At 44.7% G+C, this 19,561-nt stretch carries 16 protein-coding genes; 9 read left to right on the forward strand and 7 right to left on the reverse strand.

Annotation, left to right across the window (positions count from 1 at the left end):
* Positions 1-187 precede the first annotated feature (187 nt).
* Positions 188-3,124 (forward strand): sensor histidine kinase, encoded by a 2,937-nt coding sequence (locus E5S67_RS20920; protein ID WP_343045298.1) that lies wholly within the window; start codon positions 188-190, stop codon positions 3,122-3,124.
* 238 nt (positions 3,125-3,362) lie between these two features.
* Here the strand turns inward: E5S67_RS20920 and E5S67_RS20925 are convergent, their stop codons facing one another.
* The gene (locus tag E5S67_RS20925) at positions 3,363-3,830 is read right to left on the reverse strand and encodes an ABA4-like family protein (protein WP_172190322.1); all 468 of its coding nucleotides are present in this window, start codon (positions 3,828-3,830) and stop codon (positions 3,363-3,365) included.
* Positions 3,831-4,008: 178 nt separating this feature from the next.
* Between E5S67_RS20925 and E5S67_RS20930 the strand changes: the two genes are divergently transcribed.
* Together E5S67_RS20930 and E5S67_RS20935 are read left to right on the forward strand one after the other, a co-directional pair.
* Positions 4,009-5,019, forward strand: a complete 1,011-nt coding sequence (locus tag E5S67_RS20930) for a leucine-rich repeat domain-containing protein (protein WP_172190323.1) — start codon at positions 4,009-4,011, stop codon at positions 5,017-5,019.
* Positions 5,007-5,183 (forward strand): hypothetical protein, encoded by a 177-nt coding sequence (locus E5S67_RS20935; protein WP_172190310.1) that lies wholly within the window; start codon positions 5,007-5,009, stop codon positions 5,181-5,183. The genes E5S67_RS20930 and E5S67_RS20935 overlap by 13 nt, the downstream gene beginning before the upstream one ends.
* Positions 5,184-5,305: 122 nt before the next feature.
* On the opposite strand, the gene E5S67_RS20940 is transcribed toward E5S67_RS20935, so the two are convergent.
* Entirely contained in the window at positions 5,306-6,805 is a 1,500-nt protein-coding gene (locus tag E5S67_RS20940; RefSeq protein WP_172190324.1) for a phytoene desaturase family protein, read from the reverse strand.
* A 70-nt stretch (positions 6,806-6,875) separates the two neighbouring features.
* On the opposite strand from E5S67_RS20940, the gene E5S67_RS20945 reads away from it, so the two are divergent.
* The 4 genes from E5S67_RS20945 (at position 6,876) to E5S67_RS20960 (ending at position 11,775) form a co-directional block, all read left to right on the forward strand.
* Positions 6,876-8,558 (forward strand): hypothetical protein, encoded by a 1,683-nt coding sequence (locus E5S67_RS20945; protein WP_172190325.1) that lies wholly within the window; start codon positions 6,876-6,878, stop codon positions 8,556-8,558.
* A 198-nt stretch (positions 8,559-8,756) separates the two neighbouring features.
* Complete coding sequence (locus E5S67_RS20950) at positions 8,757-9,752, forward strand: pentapeptide repeat-containing protein (protein WP_172190326.1); 996 nt, start codon at positions 8,757-8,759, stop codon at positions 9,750-9,752.
* A 93-nt stretch (positions 9,753-9,845) separates the two neighbouring features.
* Positions 9,846-11,177, forward strand: coding sequence for a protein kinase domain-containing protein (locus E5S67_RS20955; protein WP_172190327.1), 1,332 nt, complete (start codon positions 9,846-9,848; stop codon positions 11,175-11,177).
* A gap of 64 nt (positions 11,178-11,241) precedes the next feature.
* Complete coding sequence (locus E5S67_RS20960) at positions 11,242-11,775, forward strand: hypothetical protein (protein WP_172190328.1); 534 nt, start codon at positions 11,242-11,244, stop codon at positions 11,773-11,775.
* 188 nt (positions 11,776-11,963) lie between these two features.
* Here E5S67_RS20960 and ureC read toward each other — a convergent pair whose 3' ends face one another.
* The 5 genes from ureC to E5S67_RS20985 form a co-directional block, all read right to left on the reverse strand.
* On the reverse strand, positions 11,964-13,700 hold the full coding sequence (gene ureC, locus E5S67_RS20965) for an urease subunit alpha (RefSeq protein ID WP_172190329.1): 1,737 nt from the start codon (positions 13,698-13,700) through the stop codon (positions 11,964-11,966).
* A 179-nt stretch (positions 13,701-13,879) separates the two neighbouring features.
* Positions 13,880-14,974: a glycosyltransferase family 61 protein gene (locus E5S67_RS20970; RefSeq protein ID WP_246276899.1), complete on the reverse strand. Its 1,095-nt coding sequence runs from the start codon at positions 14,972-14,974 to the stop codon at positions 13,880-13,882.
* A gap of 372 nt (positions 14,975-15,346) precedes the next feature.
* Positions 15,347-15,664, reverse strand: coding sequence for an urease subunit beta (locus tag E5S67_RS20975; RefSeq protein WP_172190331.1), 318 nt, complete (start codon positions 15,662-15,664; stop codon positions 15,347-15,349).
* Between the two features lie 33 nt (positions 15,665-15,697).
* Positions 15,698-16,000: an urease subunit gamma gene (gene ureA / locus E5S67_RS20980; RefSeq protein WP_015179363.1), complete on the reverse strand. Its 303-nt coding sequence runs from the start codon at positions 15,998-16,000 to the stop codon at positions 15,698-15,700.
* 162 nt (positions 16,001-16,162) lie between these two features.
* A complete protein-coding gene (locus E5S67_RS20985) occupies positions 16,163-17,038 on the reverse strand; it encodes an urease accessory protein UreD (RefSeq protein WP_339382943.1) in 876 nt (291 codons plus the stop codon).
* A gap of 203 nt (positions 17,039-17,241) precedes the next feature.
* On the opposite strand from E5S67_RS20985, the gene fmdA reads away from it, so the two are divergent.
* Together fmdA and E5S67_RS20995 are read left to right on the forward strand one after the other, a co-directional pair.
* A complete protein-coding gene (gene fmdA, locus E5S67_RS20990) occupies positions 17,242-18,417 on the forward strand; it encodes a formamidase (protein WP_172190332.1) in 1,176 nt (391 codons plus the stop codon).
* 163 nt (positions 18,418-18,580) lie between these two features.
* Positions 18,581-18,844 carry an FmdB family zinc ribbon protein gene (locus E5S67_RS20995; RefSeq protein WP_172190333.1) on the forward strand — a complete coding sequence of 88 codons (264 nt, stop codon included), beginning with the start codon at positions 18,581-18,583 and terminating at the stop codon, positions 18,842-18,844.
* Positions 18,845-19,561 lie beyond the last annotated feature (717 nt).

The raw sequence follows: 19,561 nt of genomic DNA on the forward strand, positions 1-19,561 counted from the left end.
ATTAGAAAGGGGAAGGGAAATAAGAATATTCACGAGCAGGCAGGGAAGGCAAAGTTTTTACTTCAAGTTCGATCGACTTTATTCAATGTTTGAGATTCAAGGATAAGTGAGACGATTATATTATAAGTTGATTCTTTTCCATTTGAATTTTTTAATTTTTAAGTTGGTAATTTTAAATTAGACAAAGGTGCGGGGAAGCTTGGAAATGGGGCAGCAGCAAAGACCGAAGGATTTAGACGAACAAATCGCGACCCTCGAACGCGTTCTCCAGACTCTCCGAGAAGAGGAGAATGTTGAAGTGCTACTTTCGACCACACTCGGTTACTTGCAAACGGAATTTGACTGGGGGTTGATTTGGATCGGGTTGTACGATCGACAGGCGCACCGACTGTTGGGAAAAGGCGGCATGACTCCTAACGGCGACCAGTCTTTTCTCAAACAGCGGTTTGCCCTCAGCCCAGGGGATTTGCTGGAACAAGTGGTGATTCAGCTCCGGCCGGTGGGAGTCCCGGATTTGCGATCGGAAAACAGAGCCGGAGAATGGCGCAAAGCAGCTCAAACTTTCAATATTCAAGGTACGACTCTGTTTCCGCTCCGCTACAAAGACCGCTGCTACGGCGTGATTTTGCTTGGAACTGACGTGTGGGGAGCGTCGCCAAAGTCGGGAGAAAAAACGCAGTTGGGGATTGTATTTGGAGCGCTCGCAACTGCTCTTTACCAAATAGAAAAAGACTGGCAGCGACAACAAGTCAAACACCCAGACGAGTCTCTTTTAGCGCTGATTTCGCAGTTGGGGGAACTGCGATCGCTCGACCAATACTTGCAAGCGGTTGTCGAACAAGCCCATGAATTTATCCAGCCGACGCGCACCAATGTTTATTGGTTCGAGCGAGAGCGGCGCTATTTTTGGCGCCGAGTCAGCAACCGCGAAGTTGCTCCGGGTTTGGGCGGGCCGGGCCGAGCGGCTTCGGGCATCACCGTCCAAGACTTGGGCGAATTTTATCAGGCTTTGGGCAGGGAAGAAATGGTTTGGATCGGTGAATCTCAAAGTTCTCTGAAAACTGAGCTGACGGGGCGGTTGATGCAGCAAATCCGCGCTCGCTCTCTGTTGGCTGCGCCGATTGTTTCAGAAGGGGAATTGTTGGGATTTTTGGCAGTCGAAGCCGGCGAGCCCCGGATTTGGCAAGAAAATGAAAAACATTACCTGCAGGGAGTGGCGCGGTTAGTGGCTCTGACGGCTCCTGTGTCGGAGATGGAGGAGAAAATTCAGCAAACTGAGATCGATCGAGATTTAACTGCCGGAATAGTTCGCGCCATCTACAGCGATGCTGACTGGGAGGCGACTTTGAAAAATACCGCCGAGCAGTTGTGCGGGCGGCTCAAATGCGAATACTTTTTGCTGCTGCTGTACGGCGAAGAACAAAATCGCTTTGAGATTGTCTGCCAAAATCTGCCCCGCAACCGCAGGGCAGTGCCGTCGCCGCTCAACGCCCTCGACGCGACAGACGTGGGGCTGTTGCAAGAAAGCGCACCTCTGGCTATTGAAAATTGGGAAGAAGACGGGCGGTTGGGGGCTTGGCGGGAAGTGCTAGCGGAGGCGGGGGTGCGATCGCTTTTGGCATCAAGCACTCGGAGGAAAAATAAAGACGGAGAAAACCCCAATTTAAAATCGAAAATCGATCGTCGAAAATCGATCGAGGGTTTGCTGGTTGTCGGGCACAGTGCAACTCGCACTTGGAGGCGAGCTGAGCAAGAATTAGTTCGGTTAGTGAGCCAACAGCTAGGATTGATCCTGCACTCCTGGCAGCAGAGTTCGGAAATCGACAAATATCAGCAATTTGAGCGATTGCTCAAATCGGGTTTGGCGGTTTTGCAGCATTCTCCTGATGAGCAATCTGAGCAACCGATATCTGCTGCTTCACCGACGATGTTCCCAGAGTTGCCACTACAAAAGCTCGATCGTAACTTTGCTCAACACGTTTCCCAGACACTTTCCTGTCCTTTAGTAGCCGTAATTACTTGGAATCCAGGTCAGGAGGAAGGTTCAATTGCGACGGCGCTAGCTGCCAATCCCGTATTTGCCCTCAATCCCGAGGCGGTGATTCCTGTCAAAACAGATGCCTTGATCCAACAAACCCTGGCTGCTAGCGGGGTGCTGCAACAGAACACGAGCCAACTGCAACTGGCGACGAAGCGGTGGCTGCGCAGTCCGGGGATTGGCGAGATGATGACGGTGGCGCTGCGGACGGCCCCAGAACACGCTCCGGCGGGCATTGTGGTGGCTGCAGACGCTCCGGGCCGCCAGTGGTCGGAGTTGTCGGTGAGTTTACTCAGCTCGATGGCGTCTCAGTTGGCTTGGTGGCGCAGGTATTTGGCGGTGCAATCGGCCGAGGAGTCGCACCGATTCGATCTGGAGCTGCTCAACTGGTACAAACAGCGCCGTTTTGAGGACTTTTACCGCACTGTGGGAGCGGGGGTGAAGGAGTTGGGGGATTTGAGTCAGTCGATTTTGCAGTCGGGGAAGGAGCAAAAGGATGCTTTGAAAACTTTGCGCTACCAACAGGTTTTGCGGCACATTGGCAATGCTTTGGGGTCAACTCATTTGCTGCTGAAACAGGAACAGTGGCGGCTGCAATTCGCACAAGATGCGGTGCCTGTGAGCGCTTGGCTGAGGCGATCGCTCGATCGAACTGCCCCCCTGATCAAACAGTCGGAAGTCTTGCTGGAAGTGCACAGAGAAACTGCTGTGTCGATGCCTGCAGGCCAGACTTTGAGCGTTCGCGGGGACAGCATTAAGCTGGATTTGATCCTGTGCGAATTGCTCGCGGCTGCTTGCAGGCGCTCTGGAGTTGGTGACAAGATTGAGATTCGCTCTCAGTTGTTGGGGGAAGGTTTGCTAGAATTGTCTGTGCTCGATAGCGGCGCGTGCGATCGACAGTTAATTGCTGCCTTCAACGGCGGTTCCGGGCCCGATATATTAGGCGTTTCTGCAAATAGGTCGATCGTGCAAAATCTCTTAATTTGTCAGCGAGCAGTACGCTTAATGGGGGGAAACTTGTCTTTAGAAATGTTAGAAAACAATTTAATTGTGGCTCGTTTAGTGCTGCCCCTAGCCAATTCTTAATATTGTAAAATTTTGTAAAAGTTCCAAGCTGCGATCGAAAATTGTAGGGGCGTATTTCACAAACAATAATTGCCTAAAACCAATAATTTCATAAACCCGCCCCACCCAACGCTAAACCGCCATCTACCTCTTTCAAAATACAAGGGGCTGGTTTAGCTACGCTCTATATTGTTACTGGTATCTTGCGCCATATTTAGGAAGGAACGGGCCGGAGAACCCGTTCTACAATACATCAATTTTATTGTGGATTGGCCGCAGAACCCGCCCCTGAAAGACTTTCAGAACTCGGGAAAAACCTTTGAGTAATCCAAGCAGTTACAATATGAGAAAGCAATCCCATCGGCCCAGCAAACAAACACAAAGCCAGAGAATGAACCGTCCAAACTCCTGTCCGCTGTCCTTCCAAATAAATCCAGCGCCCGACAAACAAATCCATCACTAAAAAATGTATCCATCCCGTAGCCGCCGCCGTTTCCTCCCCCAGAAACTTAGCAATATCTGCTAGCTTGGGATTCGACAAAGCTGCCGCATTTTCCGCAGTCAGACTGCTACCAAACAAATATATGTACAAAGCGGCGAGCATCGCAAACGGAATGAAAGAATTCATCACTTTTCGGGTAATTCCCCAGTTTGGTAATAAAATCATAATTGCCCAGAAAGGCAAAACGAACAGATTAGCTGCGTTAAAAATTAGTTCTGGTGTCATAGTTGGCTATTGGCTCCTGGTGATGCAATGCAATTAAGGATGTTAAGATTACTTTACACAATTTTGGCTAAAATTTATCAGAAGCTGAAAAAATTCTCATTCACAAATGAAAGAGAATTGCTATACTTATCTGAATTTTCCAATTTCCCATCTAAAATTGATTGACGCAGCACAGCCCATGACAACTTATAATAACTTTCTAGATTGGTGCAAACACAAAGAAACTATTTCTCCCAACGCCAAACATACGGTAGAAATACTGTTGCAAATATCAGATACTTCTGAGTGCGATCGAGCCAACGAGCTGCTTTCTAATACAACAGAACTTAACCTCAAAAATCTTCAAATTACCGATATCAGTCCCCTCTCATCTTTCGCTCAACTGACTAATCTTATCCTCGGCAGCAATCAAATATCTAACCTCGCTCCCCTACAATCTTTAACCAATCTGAAAACTCTGGTTGTGGATGTCAATCAAATATCAGATATCAGTCCGCTTTCATCTCTAATAAATTTGAGTATACTCGTTCTCGATACCAATCAAATCTCAGACATCAGTCCCCTAGCAGCTCTAACTAATCTTACCGCACTTGTCTTGTTTGACAACAAAATTTCTGACATCACTCCGGTGCAAGCTTTAACGAACTTAAATGCGCTGATCCTCTACAACAATCAAATTTCAGATATCGCTCCTCTGAGAAGTTTGACTGCACTCGATACACTCTACCTTTATAATAATAAAATATCAGATATCACCCCGCTAGCTTCCTTAAAAAATCTCAAGACGCTGTTTCTATTCGGCAATGAAATATCTGACCTTACTCCGCTGGCATCGCTAACTAACTTAAATAAATTGGTTTTATTCCAAAATAAAATTTCAGATATTAGTCCTTTGACATCGCTAACTAATTTAATTGAACTCAACCTCGGTAACAATCAAATATCAGACATCAGTCCGCTGAAATCTTTAACTAATTTGACTGAACTTTATCTGTTCAACAATCCAATTTCCGATAGCAGCGCGCTACAAGCTTTAAATAACTTATTTTTACTAGACTTGTACAACAATCAAATCTCTGATATCAGTTCCCTGCAATCTTTGCAAAAGTTAACTACGCTAGACTTGCGCGGGAATCCGATTGTTAATAAAATTTGCCCTGTCAATCCTGAATCTATATGTCGGTTTTAATTCTTAAGGTCGAGGCAAGATGGCAGTTTATAGAGTATAATATCAAAGGTCAATATCAGGAGAATGTGATGAGCGGACACGATGCTTTAATGTTAGGATTGCTGCTGTTGCCAGGTTTGGCTTTGTCGATCGCAATTATGGGCGCTTTTGCCGCTGGTGGATAATCAGTTTTTAGGACTCATCAGCGCCCCAGAAAGCAGTTTACTGGTTACGAGAGGGCGGGTCGATCTATTTTTTGAATTGCCGAAAATATCTTTGGCAAAACCCGCCCGCTTCCTCTACCAATTTACAAAAATTGTGCTGTCACATCGGAATTTACCAAAGTATTCGCGCACAAAATACCCGATGCTGCGACGGCGGGAACGCCAATTCCCGGCATGGTGCTGTCTCCCACCCGATACAAGCCTTTGATTGGTGTTTGCGGCCCGGGAAATGTGCCTTTTCCGGCGGCGATTGCAGGCCCGTAAGTTCCTTGATATCGGCGCAAAAATCGGGCGTGGGTTAGCGGTGTGCCGATCGACTCTAAGACTATCCGCGATCGCAAATCCGGTATAATTTTTTCTAAAGCTTGAAACAGAGATTGCGATCGCTCTTGCTTTTTCTGCTGATACAATTCGCCATATTCCCAACTTTCGTAAGGTTCCAATGTATAAGCGTGAACGGCGTGATGTCCGGGCGGCGCGAGAGTTGCATCCCACACTGTAGGAATCGAAATCATGCAAGTATTTCCGGGTACTGTAATGTCAATCTTGCTGTCGTGAACGACGACGTGGTGGCCGGTCAAACCTTCGAGTCCTTCAGCTTTAATTCCTAAATGCAGGTGCATGAAACTATCTACTGCTGGCATCGACAAGGAGGTTTTTCGGTAGCTTTCCGGTAAATCTTCAGGGCGCAGTAACTTTGTATAAGTATCCCAGACGGTGGCATTGGAAATAACAATTGGGGCGCGGATACTTTCGCCATTTTGCAAGCGAACACCGGTGGTTTTGCCGGATTCAACTAATATTTGCTCGACGGGAGTTCCCAGGCGCAACTTTCCTCCCCAGCGCTGCAAGCCTCTGACTAAAGCATCGACGATCGCACCGCTGCCACCTACAGGATATTCGATCGCACAGCGCGATCGTTCACCAATCATAAAAGCTATTTCCGGCGCGACAGTTCCGTGCGCTTTCAAACCCGACAGCAAAAAGCACTCCAAATCAATCAAACGCCGCACCCAAGGGTCGCGCACGTCCCGATCCATCAAGGAACCTGCTGAACCCGCGATCGCACCTACTAGCGGTAACAGCTTCAGCAAAGCAGGCGAGTACCGAGACAGCAAAACAGGTATTAACTGCCAGTCGGATCTCAGCGCTAAAGCCGGAATTCCACGCAAAGCCTCATACAAAACTAATAAATTTTGTTGAAATTGCTGCAATTCTACAGCACCTTGCGGTGCGAACTTAGCTACAGCATCTAAGTAACTTCTCGCATCAGCATAAACCGGTAAACTTCCCTCAGGAAAATGGTAATGCCCCAGCGGATCGTAGGAAATTGCTGCGATCGATTCCTCTAAAACATCAAAAACTTGCCGCAAAGGATTAAACGAATGCGGGTCAGTCAAACCGCAATAAAAAGAAGGCCCCGAATCAAAGTGAAATCCCCGGCGAGAAAAGCTGTGAGCTGCCCCGCCCGCTATGGTGTGGCTCTCGCATACGATAACCCGCTTGCCGTAGCGAGCTAGCATCGAGCCGGCGACTAAGCCGCCAATACCGCTGCCAATTACGATCGCATCAAAGTCTTGCATTTATCAAATGTGGTATGATCTTATTATTTATCGTTGACTGTTGACAGGGTATTTTTATGGGAGGAAAACTATGAAAGCTTTATCTATTTTAGATGAAGTTGTTCGCGAATTAGAACAAGACGTCAATCTCTCGCGCATTAAAAAAATAATATTTTTTGCTTGTAAAGAGTCTTGGGAAAACGATCCGGCCCAACTCGCCAGCGCCGAGATCAGAATTTTAATCGAAGAACTGTGCGCCAAATACAGCAGGTTAGAAGATATTGAAGCAGTTTTAAATAGTATAGTTTCTAAGGTAAATAAAAAAACCGAGTATGCTTTAGTATCCGACCTCATAATCTGTCAGCTTAGCAGGCTGTATGAATTTGAAGACTTCACCAAATTAGAAACAAACATATCTAGTTTTGGCGGTCAGGAAGCTCCCGCATTTGAAGAGCACTTTAGTTTGGAAGTATCAAGCAGCGAAGAAAGGGCAAGAAACCCCGGGAATTTATTTGATGTCAGACAAAAGATTTTGCAGCAAACAAATCCGCTGAGGGCGAAAATCCTAATTTTTTCTAGTCTTTATCACCAGTTTACTTTTAGCGATCGCGACTGGCTGCTGCTGAAAACTCAAGAACTTGACAATCTGCTGCGACAACTGTTTAATGTCTGCGGTAGCCTAGCCGAACTCGAATCTCAGTTGTACACAACTGCTAGCAATCTCGACAACAGAGATGAAAACGACCAAGCTGCGAGCGTAATCATCAAAGCGATGAATCCTTGTTACGCAACAATGCAACAGGAAGAACCTCATGAAGCCGAATCTTCAGCTAGCGAAGGTTACGATCAGACACATTTAAACAACAGTGTTTATGAAGAGAGCGAGCTGGTGGACAGGCGCACCGATTATTTTGATCCAGGCGAGATTACTCACATCCTTCAAGCTGCTCCAGCTCACTATCATTATGACCCCCAAAAGAGTTACTTAGTGCCGGGCACGGCAGAAAATGTACAGTTTAAAGAGCCCGAAACCAGCAATAATTATGCTACCCATTTCAGACAGGAAATGGTAGAAACATTCCCAGTTGCAGAAATGCCGACTATTATCGAAATTTTAGAACCTGCGGCTCCTGTTATTATAAATATTAGCGATTCCATCAAACGCAAGTTGGAATTGGAAGAAGAAATGACAGAATTAGTCAGTCAAAGTGCTAACTCCGCAACAGCGCAAATAGAAAATATCTTCACCCAGTTAGAAGCTGCTTTGAACGGAAAATTTTCTACGGGAAGTGCAGAAGATCGTTTGTACTGGAAATATAAAAATCTCAGAGAGTATGTAGGAAAAGTTCAGAAGTTTACCGATAAGATGCTGGAAATTTTGATCGAATTGGAGTCAAAAGAAAGCGGGAAATATCCTTCTGAAATTCCAGAAAAAAGGGCGGACAATATTTCCGAAATACCGCCGGAAATCTCTAGCCATAAAGCAAATCAGTATCAGCTTCTGGAAATGGCAAAACAAGGTAAACCAAAGGCGATCGCCCAATTGATCGATCAATTGCTACAGCCTAAGGGAATTACGGCTACAGCGGGCTTTAAAGACGGTTGGCTCCACGTCATTCTGGATTCTGCTGAAGTACCAAACCAACAGGCTACAGCTACCTACCTTCACAAAAAACTGTGTACTTTAAAGTCAAAATATCTTACTCATGTAAAAATTCACGGGCGACAGTTAGGCAGCAAAACAGTCTCTTGGACTCAAGAGTTTGTGAATTAAACTCATTAAATGCTCAGACTCAAGTATGGGGCTGGGGCTACACAAACTAAGTCCGCCTGCGTCAACTGAAATTCAAGAAATTTCATCAAATTTATCAGACTCAAGTCTGGGGCTACAAAAACTAAGTCCGCCTGCGCGAACTGAAATTTAAGCAGTCTAGAAATAGCAAATTGTACCTAATTAACAATAAAAACAAATATGAATGCCAGCGAAATTTTAAGACGATATACATCAGGAGAACTAGATTTTCAAGGTATGAATCTCAGAGGGGTATACCTGAGCGGTGCCGATTTAATTGGCGTCAATTTAAGCAGTGCTGACCTCTGGGGTGCTAACTTAGCGATGTCGTACCTGAGCAGAATTAACCTTCAGCGCGCCAATTTAACTAATGCAAAGTTGTCCGGTGCTAACTTAAATCAGGCTAACTTGAGCGGAGCAAATTTGTCCGATGCCGACTTCCACGGAGCAACTTTGCAAGGTGCAGACTTTCGCAAAGCCAACATCTCTTTGGCAGTTTTTATCGATGCAAATTTGAGCGATGTAGATATGCGAGGTGTCAATTTGCAAGGTGCAGATTTGCGCGGTGCGTGCTTGCGGGGTGCAAATTTGCGGAAGGAACTGCGGATTTTTGAGGGTGCAAATTTGCGGGGTGCAAATTTGCAAGGTGCAGATTTGCGGGGCGTCAATTTGCAAGGTGCAGATTTGACTAAAGCTAATCTCAGTCACGCGAATTTGACTGAAGCATTTCTGGGAGAAGCAAATCTGACTCAGGCGAATTTGAGCGAAGCTATTTTAGAGGGAATATTTTTGACTGAAGCAACTTTGGTAGAAACAAATTTTTCTTGGGCTGTAATGACAAATGCTAAGTTGGAAAGAGCTGTGTTACTTGATGCTGAATTGGCAGGCGCTAACTTGCGGGGTGCATTTCTTACTGATGTTAAGTTGAGCAATGCTAATTTAATTATGGCTGACTTGAGTCGAGCTAATTTGGTGCGGGCAGATTTGAGTCGAGCTAATTTTAATCAGGCAAATTTGAGTGAAGCTGATATGACAGATGCTTACCTGGCTAAAACAGATTTGCGGGATGCAATTTTGCACCGCACAACTTTGATTAGGGCAGATTTGAGCACTGCTAATTTAGCAGGTGTTCAGTGGCGCGGTACAATTATGCCGAATGGAGAAATTCACCTCTAACTACTTGTACTAGCAATTGAAAGCTTTCGGCAAAATAGTTAATTTAATTAATATTTAAGGCAATTTCTTAGAATAAAAAAATAGGAGAATGCTGTGTTAAATCCAGGAAAAATTTTACAAGAACGTTATCAATTGCAACAGCGTTTAGGACGCACAGCGGTCGGTCATCAAACTTGGCTAGCAGTAGATTTAGAGTCTCAAGAACCGGTGACACTGAAAATGTTAGCTTTTAGCCCGGAAATGCAGTGGGAAGAACTCAAGCTTTTTGAAAGAGAAGCACAAGTTTTGCAGGCGCTAAATCATCCCCGCATTCCTTGCTATCGAGATTATTTTTCCCTGGAGCGGGAAGCGGGAGCAGGATTGCCTTGGTTTGGGTTAGTGCAAGATTATATTCCTGGATTTTCACTTCAGGAATTATTAGAAAACGGTCAGGGTTTTTCCGAAAATAAAGTACGTAAAATTGCCACTGAAGTGCTGGAAATTTTAATTTATTTGCATGAATTAAGCCCCCCGGTTTTGCACCGAGATATTAAGCCGAGCAATTTAATTTTGGGGGAAGATCAGCACGTTTATCTAGTAGATTTTGGCGCTGTGCAAGCTCAAGCAGCGGTGACAGGTGTAACGTTTACAGTGGTAGGAACGAGTGGCTATGCACCGTTAGAACAGTTTTGGGGGCGGGCGGTGGCGGCTTCGGATTTGTATGCTTTGGGAGCTACTTTAATTCATTTGTTAACGGGGGCGACTCCTGCGGATTTGCCACAGAAAGATTCTCGGATTCAGTTTAGCGATCGCGTGAGTGTGAATCCTAGTTTGGTAAGCTGGATTGAGAAGATGACGGAAATCGGGTTAGAAAAGCGTTTCAGCAAGGCTAGAGAGGCTTTAGCAGCTTTGAAATCGGGAAACATACAAGGGGCCAATCTTCAAATTACCACTGTTAGGAAAATTGCTAAACCGCCTCACAGTCTCATTCAAGTTAGCAAATCAGCGACGGAGTTAAACATTAAAATTCCGTCTACTTTAGTCAGCCAGCCTTTTTTAGGTGCTTGTATAGGAATATTAATTATACTGCTATTTGTGCCGATGATGTTATTAGTTTGGAAAGTAAATTCCCTTATGGGATTAGGATTGTTTACGATTATAGCAAGTATCTTAGTTAAGATGTTGGGCAATGGTAATAAAATTACATTTAACCGGAACTACTTTAAAGTGGAACATCAGATATTTGGTAGGAGTTATTTACAACAAACTGGGGAAATTTCGGAAATTTTGGGTACTTTTATATATGCCCTGGCTGAGGGAAATCAAATCAGGATTCGTTCAGGTAACGATATGGGAACTTACTTTTATATTTTAGCAAAAAATTTACAAGAGGTTGAGGCGGCTTGGTTAGCGCAAGAAATTCAAGATTGGTTAAATTTAAGATAAGTAAATTTAGTAAAAAACTGCGATCGCTCAATGATGAGAATACTTGAGGCACTCAAATTAGATTATGGCAAATTATAGGATTGTTTTTTTGCTAAATACTTTAGCTGTCTTGCTGGTAGGGGTGGTAAGTTTTGCCCTAAATTGGTTTGGTTCTTCGGTAAAAGGGTTATTCTCTCCGCCTTGTCTTGCGACATATCCGGGGGCGGGTTTCTTTTTTCTGATGTTCCAAATGTTGTTTTATTTTTCAGTAATGGTGTGTGTTTTTAGCTTTGGTTTGCTAAGAACTACTCAACCGAGTCGTCCTGAAAATCAGTTTATTTTAGGTTCAGCGATAGTTACGGGATTTTTCCTATTTAATGAAGTTTTTCGCACCCATGTTCACCTCGGACGCGCTGGATTCCCTAAAGTTACAATAGTTATTATGTACGCTGTTGCTGCGGCAGTTTATGGATTAACTTTTAGGAGGCAAATAAAATCAACGCCATACTTTTTGTTAGTACGTGGCGTTGGTTTATTATTTTGGGCATTTTTCGCGGAAGCATTGCCCTTGAAAGATGAGACAATTTTCAGCTTGCTTGAGGGTATCCCAAGTTGTTAAGTGGGGTGAATATTGCGCTTTATTTTTGGTTCGTTTGTAAGGGTTTAATACTGCAATCGCTCAATTTTTCTAACAATAGATCCCTCTCGAACTAACTAAGTTTAATTAGAGCGGGACGGGTTTAGGAGATCGTTAGTTTTAGACATAGACAGTTGGTAAAACCCGTCCCTAGATGATTGTAGAATCGGTTAAAACAAAAAGTACCGTTGAGCCATTGGCAAAACTGTTGCCGGTTCGCAAGTTAACAATTCCCCATCCGCCCTGACTTCATAAGTTTCAGGATCGACTTCCATTTGTGGCAAATAATCGTTGAGTTTCATATCTCTTTTACTAATTTGCCGCGTGCCGGAAACTGCTACAGTTGGCTTTTGTAAACCGAGCTGTGCGGCAATATCTCGATCGCGCGCAGCTTGGGAAACGAACGTCAGACAAGTCGCCCCAATCGCACCGCCAAAACTGCCAAACATCGGCCTCATATGCACCGGTTGCGGCGTGGGAATGCTGGCGTTAGCATCTCCCATCTGCCCGTAGGCGATCGCCCCTCCTTTAATTACCAGTTCCGGTTTCACCCCAAAAAAAGCCGATCGCCACAAACACAAATCCGCCAATTTTCCCTCTTCCACCGAACCGACATACTGACTAATTCCGTGAGTAATCGCCGGATTAATTGTATATTTTGCAATGTACCGCTTCACCCGAAAATTGTCGTTAATCCCCTCTGTTTCCCCCCCTTGGTAAGGGGGGGTTAGGGGGGATAAATTTCCCCGCTGCACTTTCATTTTATGAGCCGTTTGCCAAGTCCGAATAATCACTTCTCCAACTCTTCCCATCGCCTGCGAGTCAGAAGAAATCATACTAAACGCACCTAAATCGTGCAAAATATCCTCAGCAGCAATAGTTTCCCTTCTAATTCTCGACTCAGCAAAAGCGACATCTTCAGGAATGCCCCGATCTAAATGGTGGCAAACCATCAACATATCTAAATGTTCTTCTAAAGTATTGACAGTGTAAGGGCGAGTCGGGTTAGTTGACGAAGGCAAAACATTAGCTTGACCGCAGACTTTAATAATATCCGGTGCGTGTCCGCCGCCAGCACCTTCGGTGTGGTAAGTGTGAATGGCGCGATTTTTAAATGCGGCAATTGTGGCTTCTACAAATCCCGCTTCATTGAGAGTGTCGGTGTGAATTGCAACTTGCACATCGTACTCGTCAGCTACACTCAAACAAGTGTCAATTGTTGCTGGCGTAGTTCCCCAATCTTCGTGGAGTTTCAAACCCATTGCACCGGCAAAAACTTGTTCGACTAATCCTTGAGGTTGACTGCTATTTCCTTTACCTAAAAATCCTAGATTTACTGGGAAAGCGTCGGCTGCTTGCAGCATCCTGTACATATGCCAAGGCCCGGGAGTGCAAGTAGTCGCGTTTGTACCCGTTGCAGGGCCAGTGCCGCCGCCGATCATTGTAGTGATGCCGGAGGCGATCGCCACTTCTATTTGTTGCGGGCAAATAAAGTGAATGTGACTGTCAATTCCCCCCGCCGTAAGAATCATCCCTTCACCAGCAATTACTTCTGTACCGGGTCCGATAATAATATCTACCCTATCTTGAATGTAAGGATTTCCGGCTTTACCAATTTTGTAAATTTTCCCGTCTTTAATACCGACATCTGCTTTAACAATTCCCCACCAGTCTAATATTAAAGCATTAGTAATTACAGTGTCAACTGCACCGTCCGCATTAGAAATAGGCGACTGTCCCATGCCGTCGCGAATGACTTTGCCGCCGCCAAATTTAACTTCATCCCCGTAGGTTGTGAAGTCTTTTTCAACTTCTATGAATAATTCTGTATCGGCTAATCGGACGCGATCGCCTGTAGTCGGTCCGAAAGTTTCCGCGTAAGCGCGGCGATCCATTCTGTAACTCATGCTCGCTCCTAATATTAATAAATCTTTAGTTAGCAGTTGAGACCCACTTGAATTATAGTATGTAACAAGTTCCTCAATCTGAAACCGTAAAAAAAAATATAACATTAGGCAAGCTTTAAAACCCCGATAGGCATCAATTATTGCCAAGCGAAAATCGCAAATGCTATGAAGGAGCAAATTTACTCCAACATTTTCTGGATTTCCCTTTTAAAAATATCCACATCTACCGTCATATCCATGCCAATTAAACTCCAATCTTCCGCTACCTTGTTGTCATCAACCATACGAAAGTATTCTAATCCCAATAGCTGGCAAATGTAATAGAAATATGGCGGAGTGTACCCTCCATAAAAGCATTCCAATACTTTCGTTCCCGGCTGACACCACAGCAAATTTGTAAAACCAGCCCCGTGAGGGCCGACAACCACCGCCGCTTCTGCAAACAGACGAATTTGTTCATCAACAGTGCGCGAGATATCTTCCAAAATTTCAAAATCAAATTCTTTCAAAACCTCTCGCACTTGTACTTCATTTTTAACCTGGCGCCGGCCGCTTCTAGACAGATAAAGCTTTCTATAAGGCTTTACCTTTTCCTGAAGAGCGAATTTTCTACGCAAAAGCTCTATATCGTAAGGACTGGGAAAATACCAGTCTTGATTGTTTCCCACCACCGCACTTTCTGCATGATATCCCGTATCTCTAGCCCGAGTGTCGATTAGGGAACTTTCAGGAATACCGAGTTTCGTCATAAAGCCCAACTCAAAATCTGTATGCCGTAAAGGATAACAAATTTTAGCTTCTTGCCAAATTTCCTTACCTAAAGCCTCCTCAATTCGACAAAGTTTAGCCAGCACAAAAATGACATAATCATAATAACTGCACCACAAATGCGACCAAGGAGCAACTACAAGCGGATAGGTAATTTGGTTGGGTTTGTAAGGCCATTCCAGAATGCCCGCACCGCTAATCCGAAAGTCCAAGTCTAAAAGCAACTTGTTATTCAGCAGCGTGTTGCCCGACGTACAAATAGTTAGAGAGTTTATTTTTTCATTCCGGGAAATCTTCCACACATAATCAGGTTCAAAAGACACGGTTTTTTCCGTGGGGAAAAACCGAGAAGGCACGTTATTTACCGATGCTAATGCTGGTATATTGATGGGTTCATGCTGCTTTTTGTAAACGATGCTGTCATCTAACAATTTGATGCTGGTGCGTCGGTCTAACGGGGTTCTCCAGACACGCCTCGATGTTGCAAGCAAACTCTGCTTTAACATCTGTTTGATCTGGTCAACCAATTTTGGGTTCATCACGCGCTTTGGCTGTATGTATTTGCAGTTTTAACAACCATTGTCGATCGCCAACTGCCGATTTTAACTCGCTCAAAAGTCTGAGATTGAACTAACAAAAGAAAGCCAGAACGGACTTATACAGAAGGCAGAGAAAAAGCTTTGAGATTGCTTTGCCACTCTCCATGCGTAGGGCTGGAAGCGATACCATTTTCGATTGCGGATTGGGGATTGGGGATTGCTGATCGCTATCATGGTGTGGATCTTGCCTACAGTTGCATTATTTTTTGAAACTGGTATGACTTTTAAGTTAAAAAGTTCCAAATTCAAAATTCAACAATCGTGAACTACCTTCTGGCTTCATACTTCAGCATCCAGATGACCGTCCACTTTTCCATTAAAGCCATAGACTTGACGGCTACCAACAAACGGTACTAATTGAACTTCCCTTTCATCTCCCGGCTCAAACCTGACTGCTGTACCTGCTGGGATATCCAACCGCATTCCTTTTGCTTGTTCTCGATTAAATTCTAAGGCTTCGTTTGCCTCATAAAAGTGATAGTGGGAACCGATTTGAATGGGTCTATCGCCCGTATTTGCTACCAGCATCCGCACCGTTGGGCGATCGGCATTTAATTCTATTTGGCCTGCTGAAACAATCATTTCTCCCGGAATCATGTCTATCTCCTGCGAGTCTCTGCGGTTAAATATTTAACGGATCGGATCGTGTACTGTCACCAACTTAGTTCCGTCGGGAAACGTCGCCTCAACCTGCACTTCATGCACCATTTCTGGTATCCCTTCCATCACATCTTCCCGCGTCAGAAGAGTTGTCCCGTAACTCATTAAATCTGCGACAGTGAGGCCATCTCTTGCTCCTTCTAAAATCGCGGCGGAAATGTAGGCTAGTGCTTCTGGATAGTTTAATTTTAAACCTCTTTGTTTCCGGCGCTCTGCTACCAGGGCGGCGGTAAAAATCAGCAGTTTGTCTTTTTCTTGGGGGGTGAGTTGCATTTTTATTCGGGTAAGGGCGATCGCATTATTTGGTTATGATATCGTTTGCGGTTGTTTCTGAATGATTAAACCGCAAAAGGCGCAGAGGGCGCAGAGGAAGAGAAGAGAGAGATGAATAATCTAGTTAGGAGGGCAACTATACATTGAAACTCAAAGATCATCCTATTTTATCCAAACTCTGGGCAAACAGCAAGGGCGTTGTGAAAAAGACAACCGCAGCAACTGCCAAATGCTGACAAACCAGTCTCTAGCTGCGGTTGTGGATGTACCGCGATATCGGCACAGTAAACCGTTAGGAATACGAGTCACGCCGACGGTGGAATTACCAGGATAAACTATTGCCTCACACGGCAAATCTCGCACTTTTTCCACGAGTTCTGTGGTTACGGGTTCGCCTACCCAAGCGAGGGTGGCAACTACCGGTTTTCCTCCGAAAGCGTGAGGACTTTCGAGAATTTTTTCTCCTCCTTTTAGCAATTGTCTGTCAATCCATAAAGGGCTGTTTTGTTGCCAAACTTCGGTGTGCGATCGCCATTCTCCAGACAAAAACTTTTCGCCCCTAGCACTGCGTCCAAACCTAGTAATTTCCCACAGTAAAATCCTCGCTGTTGGTGCTAATTCTACCCGTAAATTTTGCCGATATATTGCGCCGTCAAAAACTATTGTTTCTTGTGGCAGCCATTCTAAATTAGCACCGATATCTAGTTGAATGTCAATATTTTGTTGTGATTTTAGTCCGCTGCTGCGATAGATTTTACCAGCGGCGGCTGTGGTAATCAAGGCTTTGGCGTTGGGTTGGAGGTGAAAATGGCTGGAAAGTCGATCGCCCCCGACAACTCCCCCAGCCGTGTGCAAAATTACGCTGTGACAAACGTCTTTCCCTTCAGGATAAAAGGGGCGCTGCACCTTCAGCGGTGCTTGCATTTCATTGCGAATAATTTGAGTTTTGCCGTTGCGGTTGGCGTAGGTTAAATTCAGGTAGCCGTGCCATCCATTTTTAACATTATCTGTATTTTGTGCGATCGAAGTTTCAGTCACAGATTTTTGAAATTCAAAACATTCACTATCAAAAACATACCACAACTGCCGCGCAGCCCGGTTATTTTATAAATAATGATAATCGTTATCTAAAATATTTTTCGGATCAGCACTGATTAGTATAACAATTTACATTTATCAAGCATCTGATCGGGGAAGATGCCGATACCATGTAAAAATTAGTAACTAGAGGAGTGCAGACTATGCCTCAAGTTCTCTTCAAAGTTGATTTGACCAAACCGATGTCAGAACAGGAATTAGTCGGTCACAATCGCTGGCATCCAGATATTCCAGCAGTAGTTTCCGTCAATCCCGGCGATGTATTTCGCATCGAGTGCAAAGACTGGACAGACGGACAAATTAAAAATGACGACAATCCCGACGACATTCGCGATGTAGACTTAACAGTAGTTCACGTTTTGAGCGGGCCAATTTACGTTAACGGCGCGCAACCAGGGGATATTTTAGTAGTCGATATCCTCGATATCGGGGCTTTGCAAGGGGACGAATGGGGTTTTACGGGAATTTTTGCTAAAGAAAACGGTGGCGGTTTTTTGACAGAACATTTTCCGACTGCTGCTAAAGCAATTTGGGATTTCCAGGGAATTTATACCGCTTCCAGACACATACCAAAAGTGCGGTTTGCCGGGATTACTCATCCGGGTTTAATCGGCTGCGCGCCTTCTCAGGAATTGTTGAATAAATGGAACAAACGGGAAGCGGAATTAGTAGCCACAAATCCCGACAGAGTGCCGCCTTTAGCAGAACTGCCGAACCCCAAAAATGCAATTTTGGGGTCGCTGAAAGGGGCAGAATTCGAGCGAGTTGCGGCGGAAGCGGCGCGCACTGTTCCTCCCCGGGAACACGGCGGCAATTGCGATATTAAAAACCTGTCGCGCGGTTCGAGAATTTACTTCCCGGTTTATGTCGAAGGCGCGAAACTTTCGATGGGAGATATTCACTTTTCTCAAGGAGACGGGGAGATTTCATTCTGCGGGGCAATTGAAATGTCGGGGTACATCGACCTCCACGTTGATATTATCAAAGGTGGCATGGATAAATACGCGATGATCAACCCGATTTTCAAACCCGGGCCGGTGGAACCCCGCTATTCTGAGTACCTCGTTTTTGAAGGGATTTCTGTTGATGAATTTACAGGTCAGCAGTATTATATGGATGCCCACGTTGCTTATCGACGAGCTTGTTTGAATGCGATCGAATATTTGAAAAAGTTTGGTTTTACCGGAGAACAAGCGTATTTGCTATTAAGTTGTGCTCCGGTTGAGGGTCGCATCAGTGGCATTGTGGATATTCCCAATGCTTGCTGCACTATTGCTTTACCGACAGAAATTTTCCAGATGGATATTCTGCCGTCTTAATTACAGGATTTACGCACAGACTAGCTTTTGTAGGGTGCGCCGAAGTGCACCTTACCCTCACAAATAGTCTAAAAATTGCTTTCTTGCGTAAGCCCTCAATTAGTAGGGCGGGTGCTGCCCGCAGCCTACTCCTTGCGTCCCAAACCTACAATCAAAAATTGATATGCCTCTTTACGATTTTAAGTGTGAAAATTGCGGCATTTTTGATAAGTGGCGCCCTCTTGCAGAAGCAGATACACCGGTGCTTTGCCCGAGTTGCGAAACAGTTGCTAAACGCCTCTTTTCGCCGCCGATGATTCTAACTGGAAAGCTGCGGTTGAAAGGTCAAGAAAATCGGGAACCGCAGGTAGTTAAGCGTTCTGAGGAACCTAAACCGCAGCGGAATCGCGAACACCGAGGGGGACGACCTTGGATGATCGGTCACTGATCTAGTCCGACCGTCAGGCAGGGGTTTCAATCCCTGCCTCGCAGCTCGCATTCGTCTAAAAAAGCAGCAAAAAAGGTCAAAAACTATGCCACAATATTTAAAATATTTTGTACTTATTTTTTTGCTAAAATCACATAGTCATCAAGTGCATAATTGGAGCCATAATGTAACTAAAAGTGCTGGCGAAAAAGTGGACTGATAAATTCATTGAGAGGTAAACTTGCTCTAGCAAACTTTGGATAATTAGGATGGGATGTCCTCCTACCAATTGAACTTAAATATTTATATTAAACTAATTTAAATTCCTGTTTATCAACTAATTGTTGTACTACACTTAGCTCCTATTGGCAATCATCAACTCGACGAACATTGTAGGGTATCAGCAAATTATTTTCTTGAATATTTAGCAAAGCGTAACCCGAATCATTCAGGCTGAATGCTTAAATGTCTCGGCACTTCTCTCTCCTAAAACGAACGCTAAAATACCTGGGACTCGCTTGTTGACAGCCGTCCACAACCAAGCCTTATTTTTTTTGAGCGACAAAAGTTGGAAGTTAATCTAACCCGTGCTACTTCGGGAATTTCTTCATAATCCCGAGCATCAGGTAAAGAAAAGCCCACTTGTTCAATACTCCGGACAGTTTTTAAGCAGCTAAAGTACCATAAGACAAGACTGAAGGAAGGTTAGGGTGATTTAAAATCAAATCCCGGTCTAAA

It is taken from the genome of Microcoleus asticus IPMA8 (assembly GCF_013179805.1).
Taxonomy (GTDB): Bacteria; Cyanobacteriota; Cyanobacteriia; order Cyanobacteriales; family Microcoleaceae; genus Microcoleus; species Microcoleus asticus.

Coding starts and splice junctions, on each gene's coding strand:
- E5S67_RS20940 (WP_172190324.1), bottom strand. CDS start 6,805: ATGCAAGACTTTGATGCGATCGTAATTGGCAGCGGTATTGGCGGCTTA.
- fmdA (WP_172190332.1), top strand. CDS start 17,242: ATGCCTCAAGTTCTCTTCAAAGTTGATTTGACCAAACCGATGTCAGAA.
- E5S67_RS20960 (WP_172190328.1), top strand. CDS start 11,242: ATGGCAAATTATAGGATTGTTTTTTTGCTAAATACTTTAGCTGTCTTG.
- E5S67_RS20975 (WP_172190331.1), bottom strand. CDS start 15,664: ATGATTCCGGGAGAAATGATTGTTTCAGCAGGCCAAATAGAATTAAAT.
- ureC (WP_172190329.1), bottom strand. CDS start 13,700: ATGAGTTACAGAATGGATCGCCGCGCTTACGCGGAAACTTTCGGACCG.
- E5S67_RS20950 (WP_172190326.1), top strand. CDS start 8,757: ATGAATGCCAGCGAAATTTTAAGACGATATACATCAGGAGAACTAGAT.
- E5S67_RS20945 (WP_172190325.1), top strand. CDS start 6,876: ATGAAAGCTTTATCTATTTTAGATGAAGTTGTTCGCGAATTAGAACAA.
- E5S67_RS20930 (WP_172190323.1), top strand. CDS start 4,009: ATGACAACTTATAATAACTTTCTAGATTGGTGCAAACACAAAGAAACT.
- E5S67_RS20925 (WP_172190322.1), bottom strand. CDS start 3,830: ATGACACCAGAACTAATTTTTAACGCAGCTAATCTGTTCGTTTTGCCT.
- E5S67_RS20935 (WP_172190310.1), top strand. CDS start 5,007: ATGTCGGTTTTAATTCTTAAGGTCGAGGCAAGATGGCAGTTTATAGAG.
- E5S67_RS20995 (WP_172190333.1), top strand. CDS start 18,581: ATGCCTCTTTACGATTTTAAGTGTGAAAATTGCGGCATTTTTGATAAG.
- ureA (WP_015179363.1), bottom strand. CDS start 16,000: ATGCAACTCACCCCCCAAGAAAAAGACAAACTGCTGATTTTTACCGCC.
- E5S67_RS20970 (WP_246276899.1), bottom strand. CDS start 14,974: ATGTTAAAGCAGAGTTTGCTTGCAACATCGAGGCGTGTCTGGAGAACC.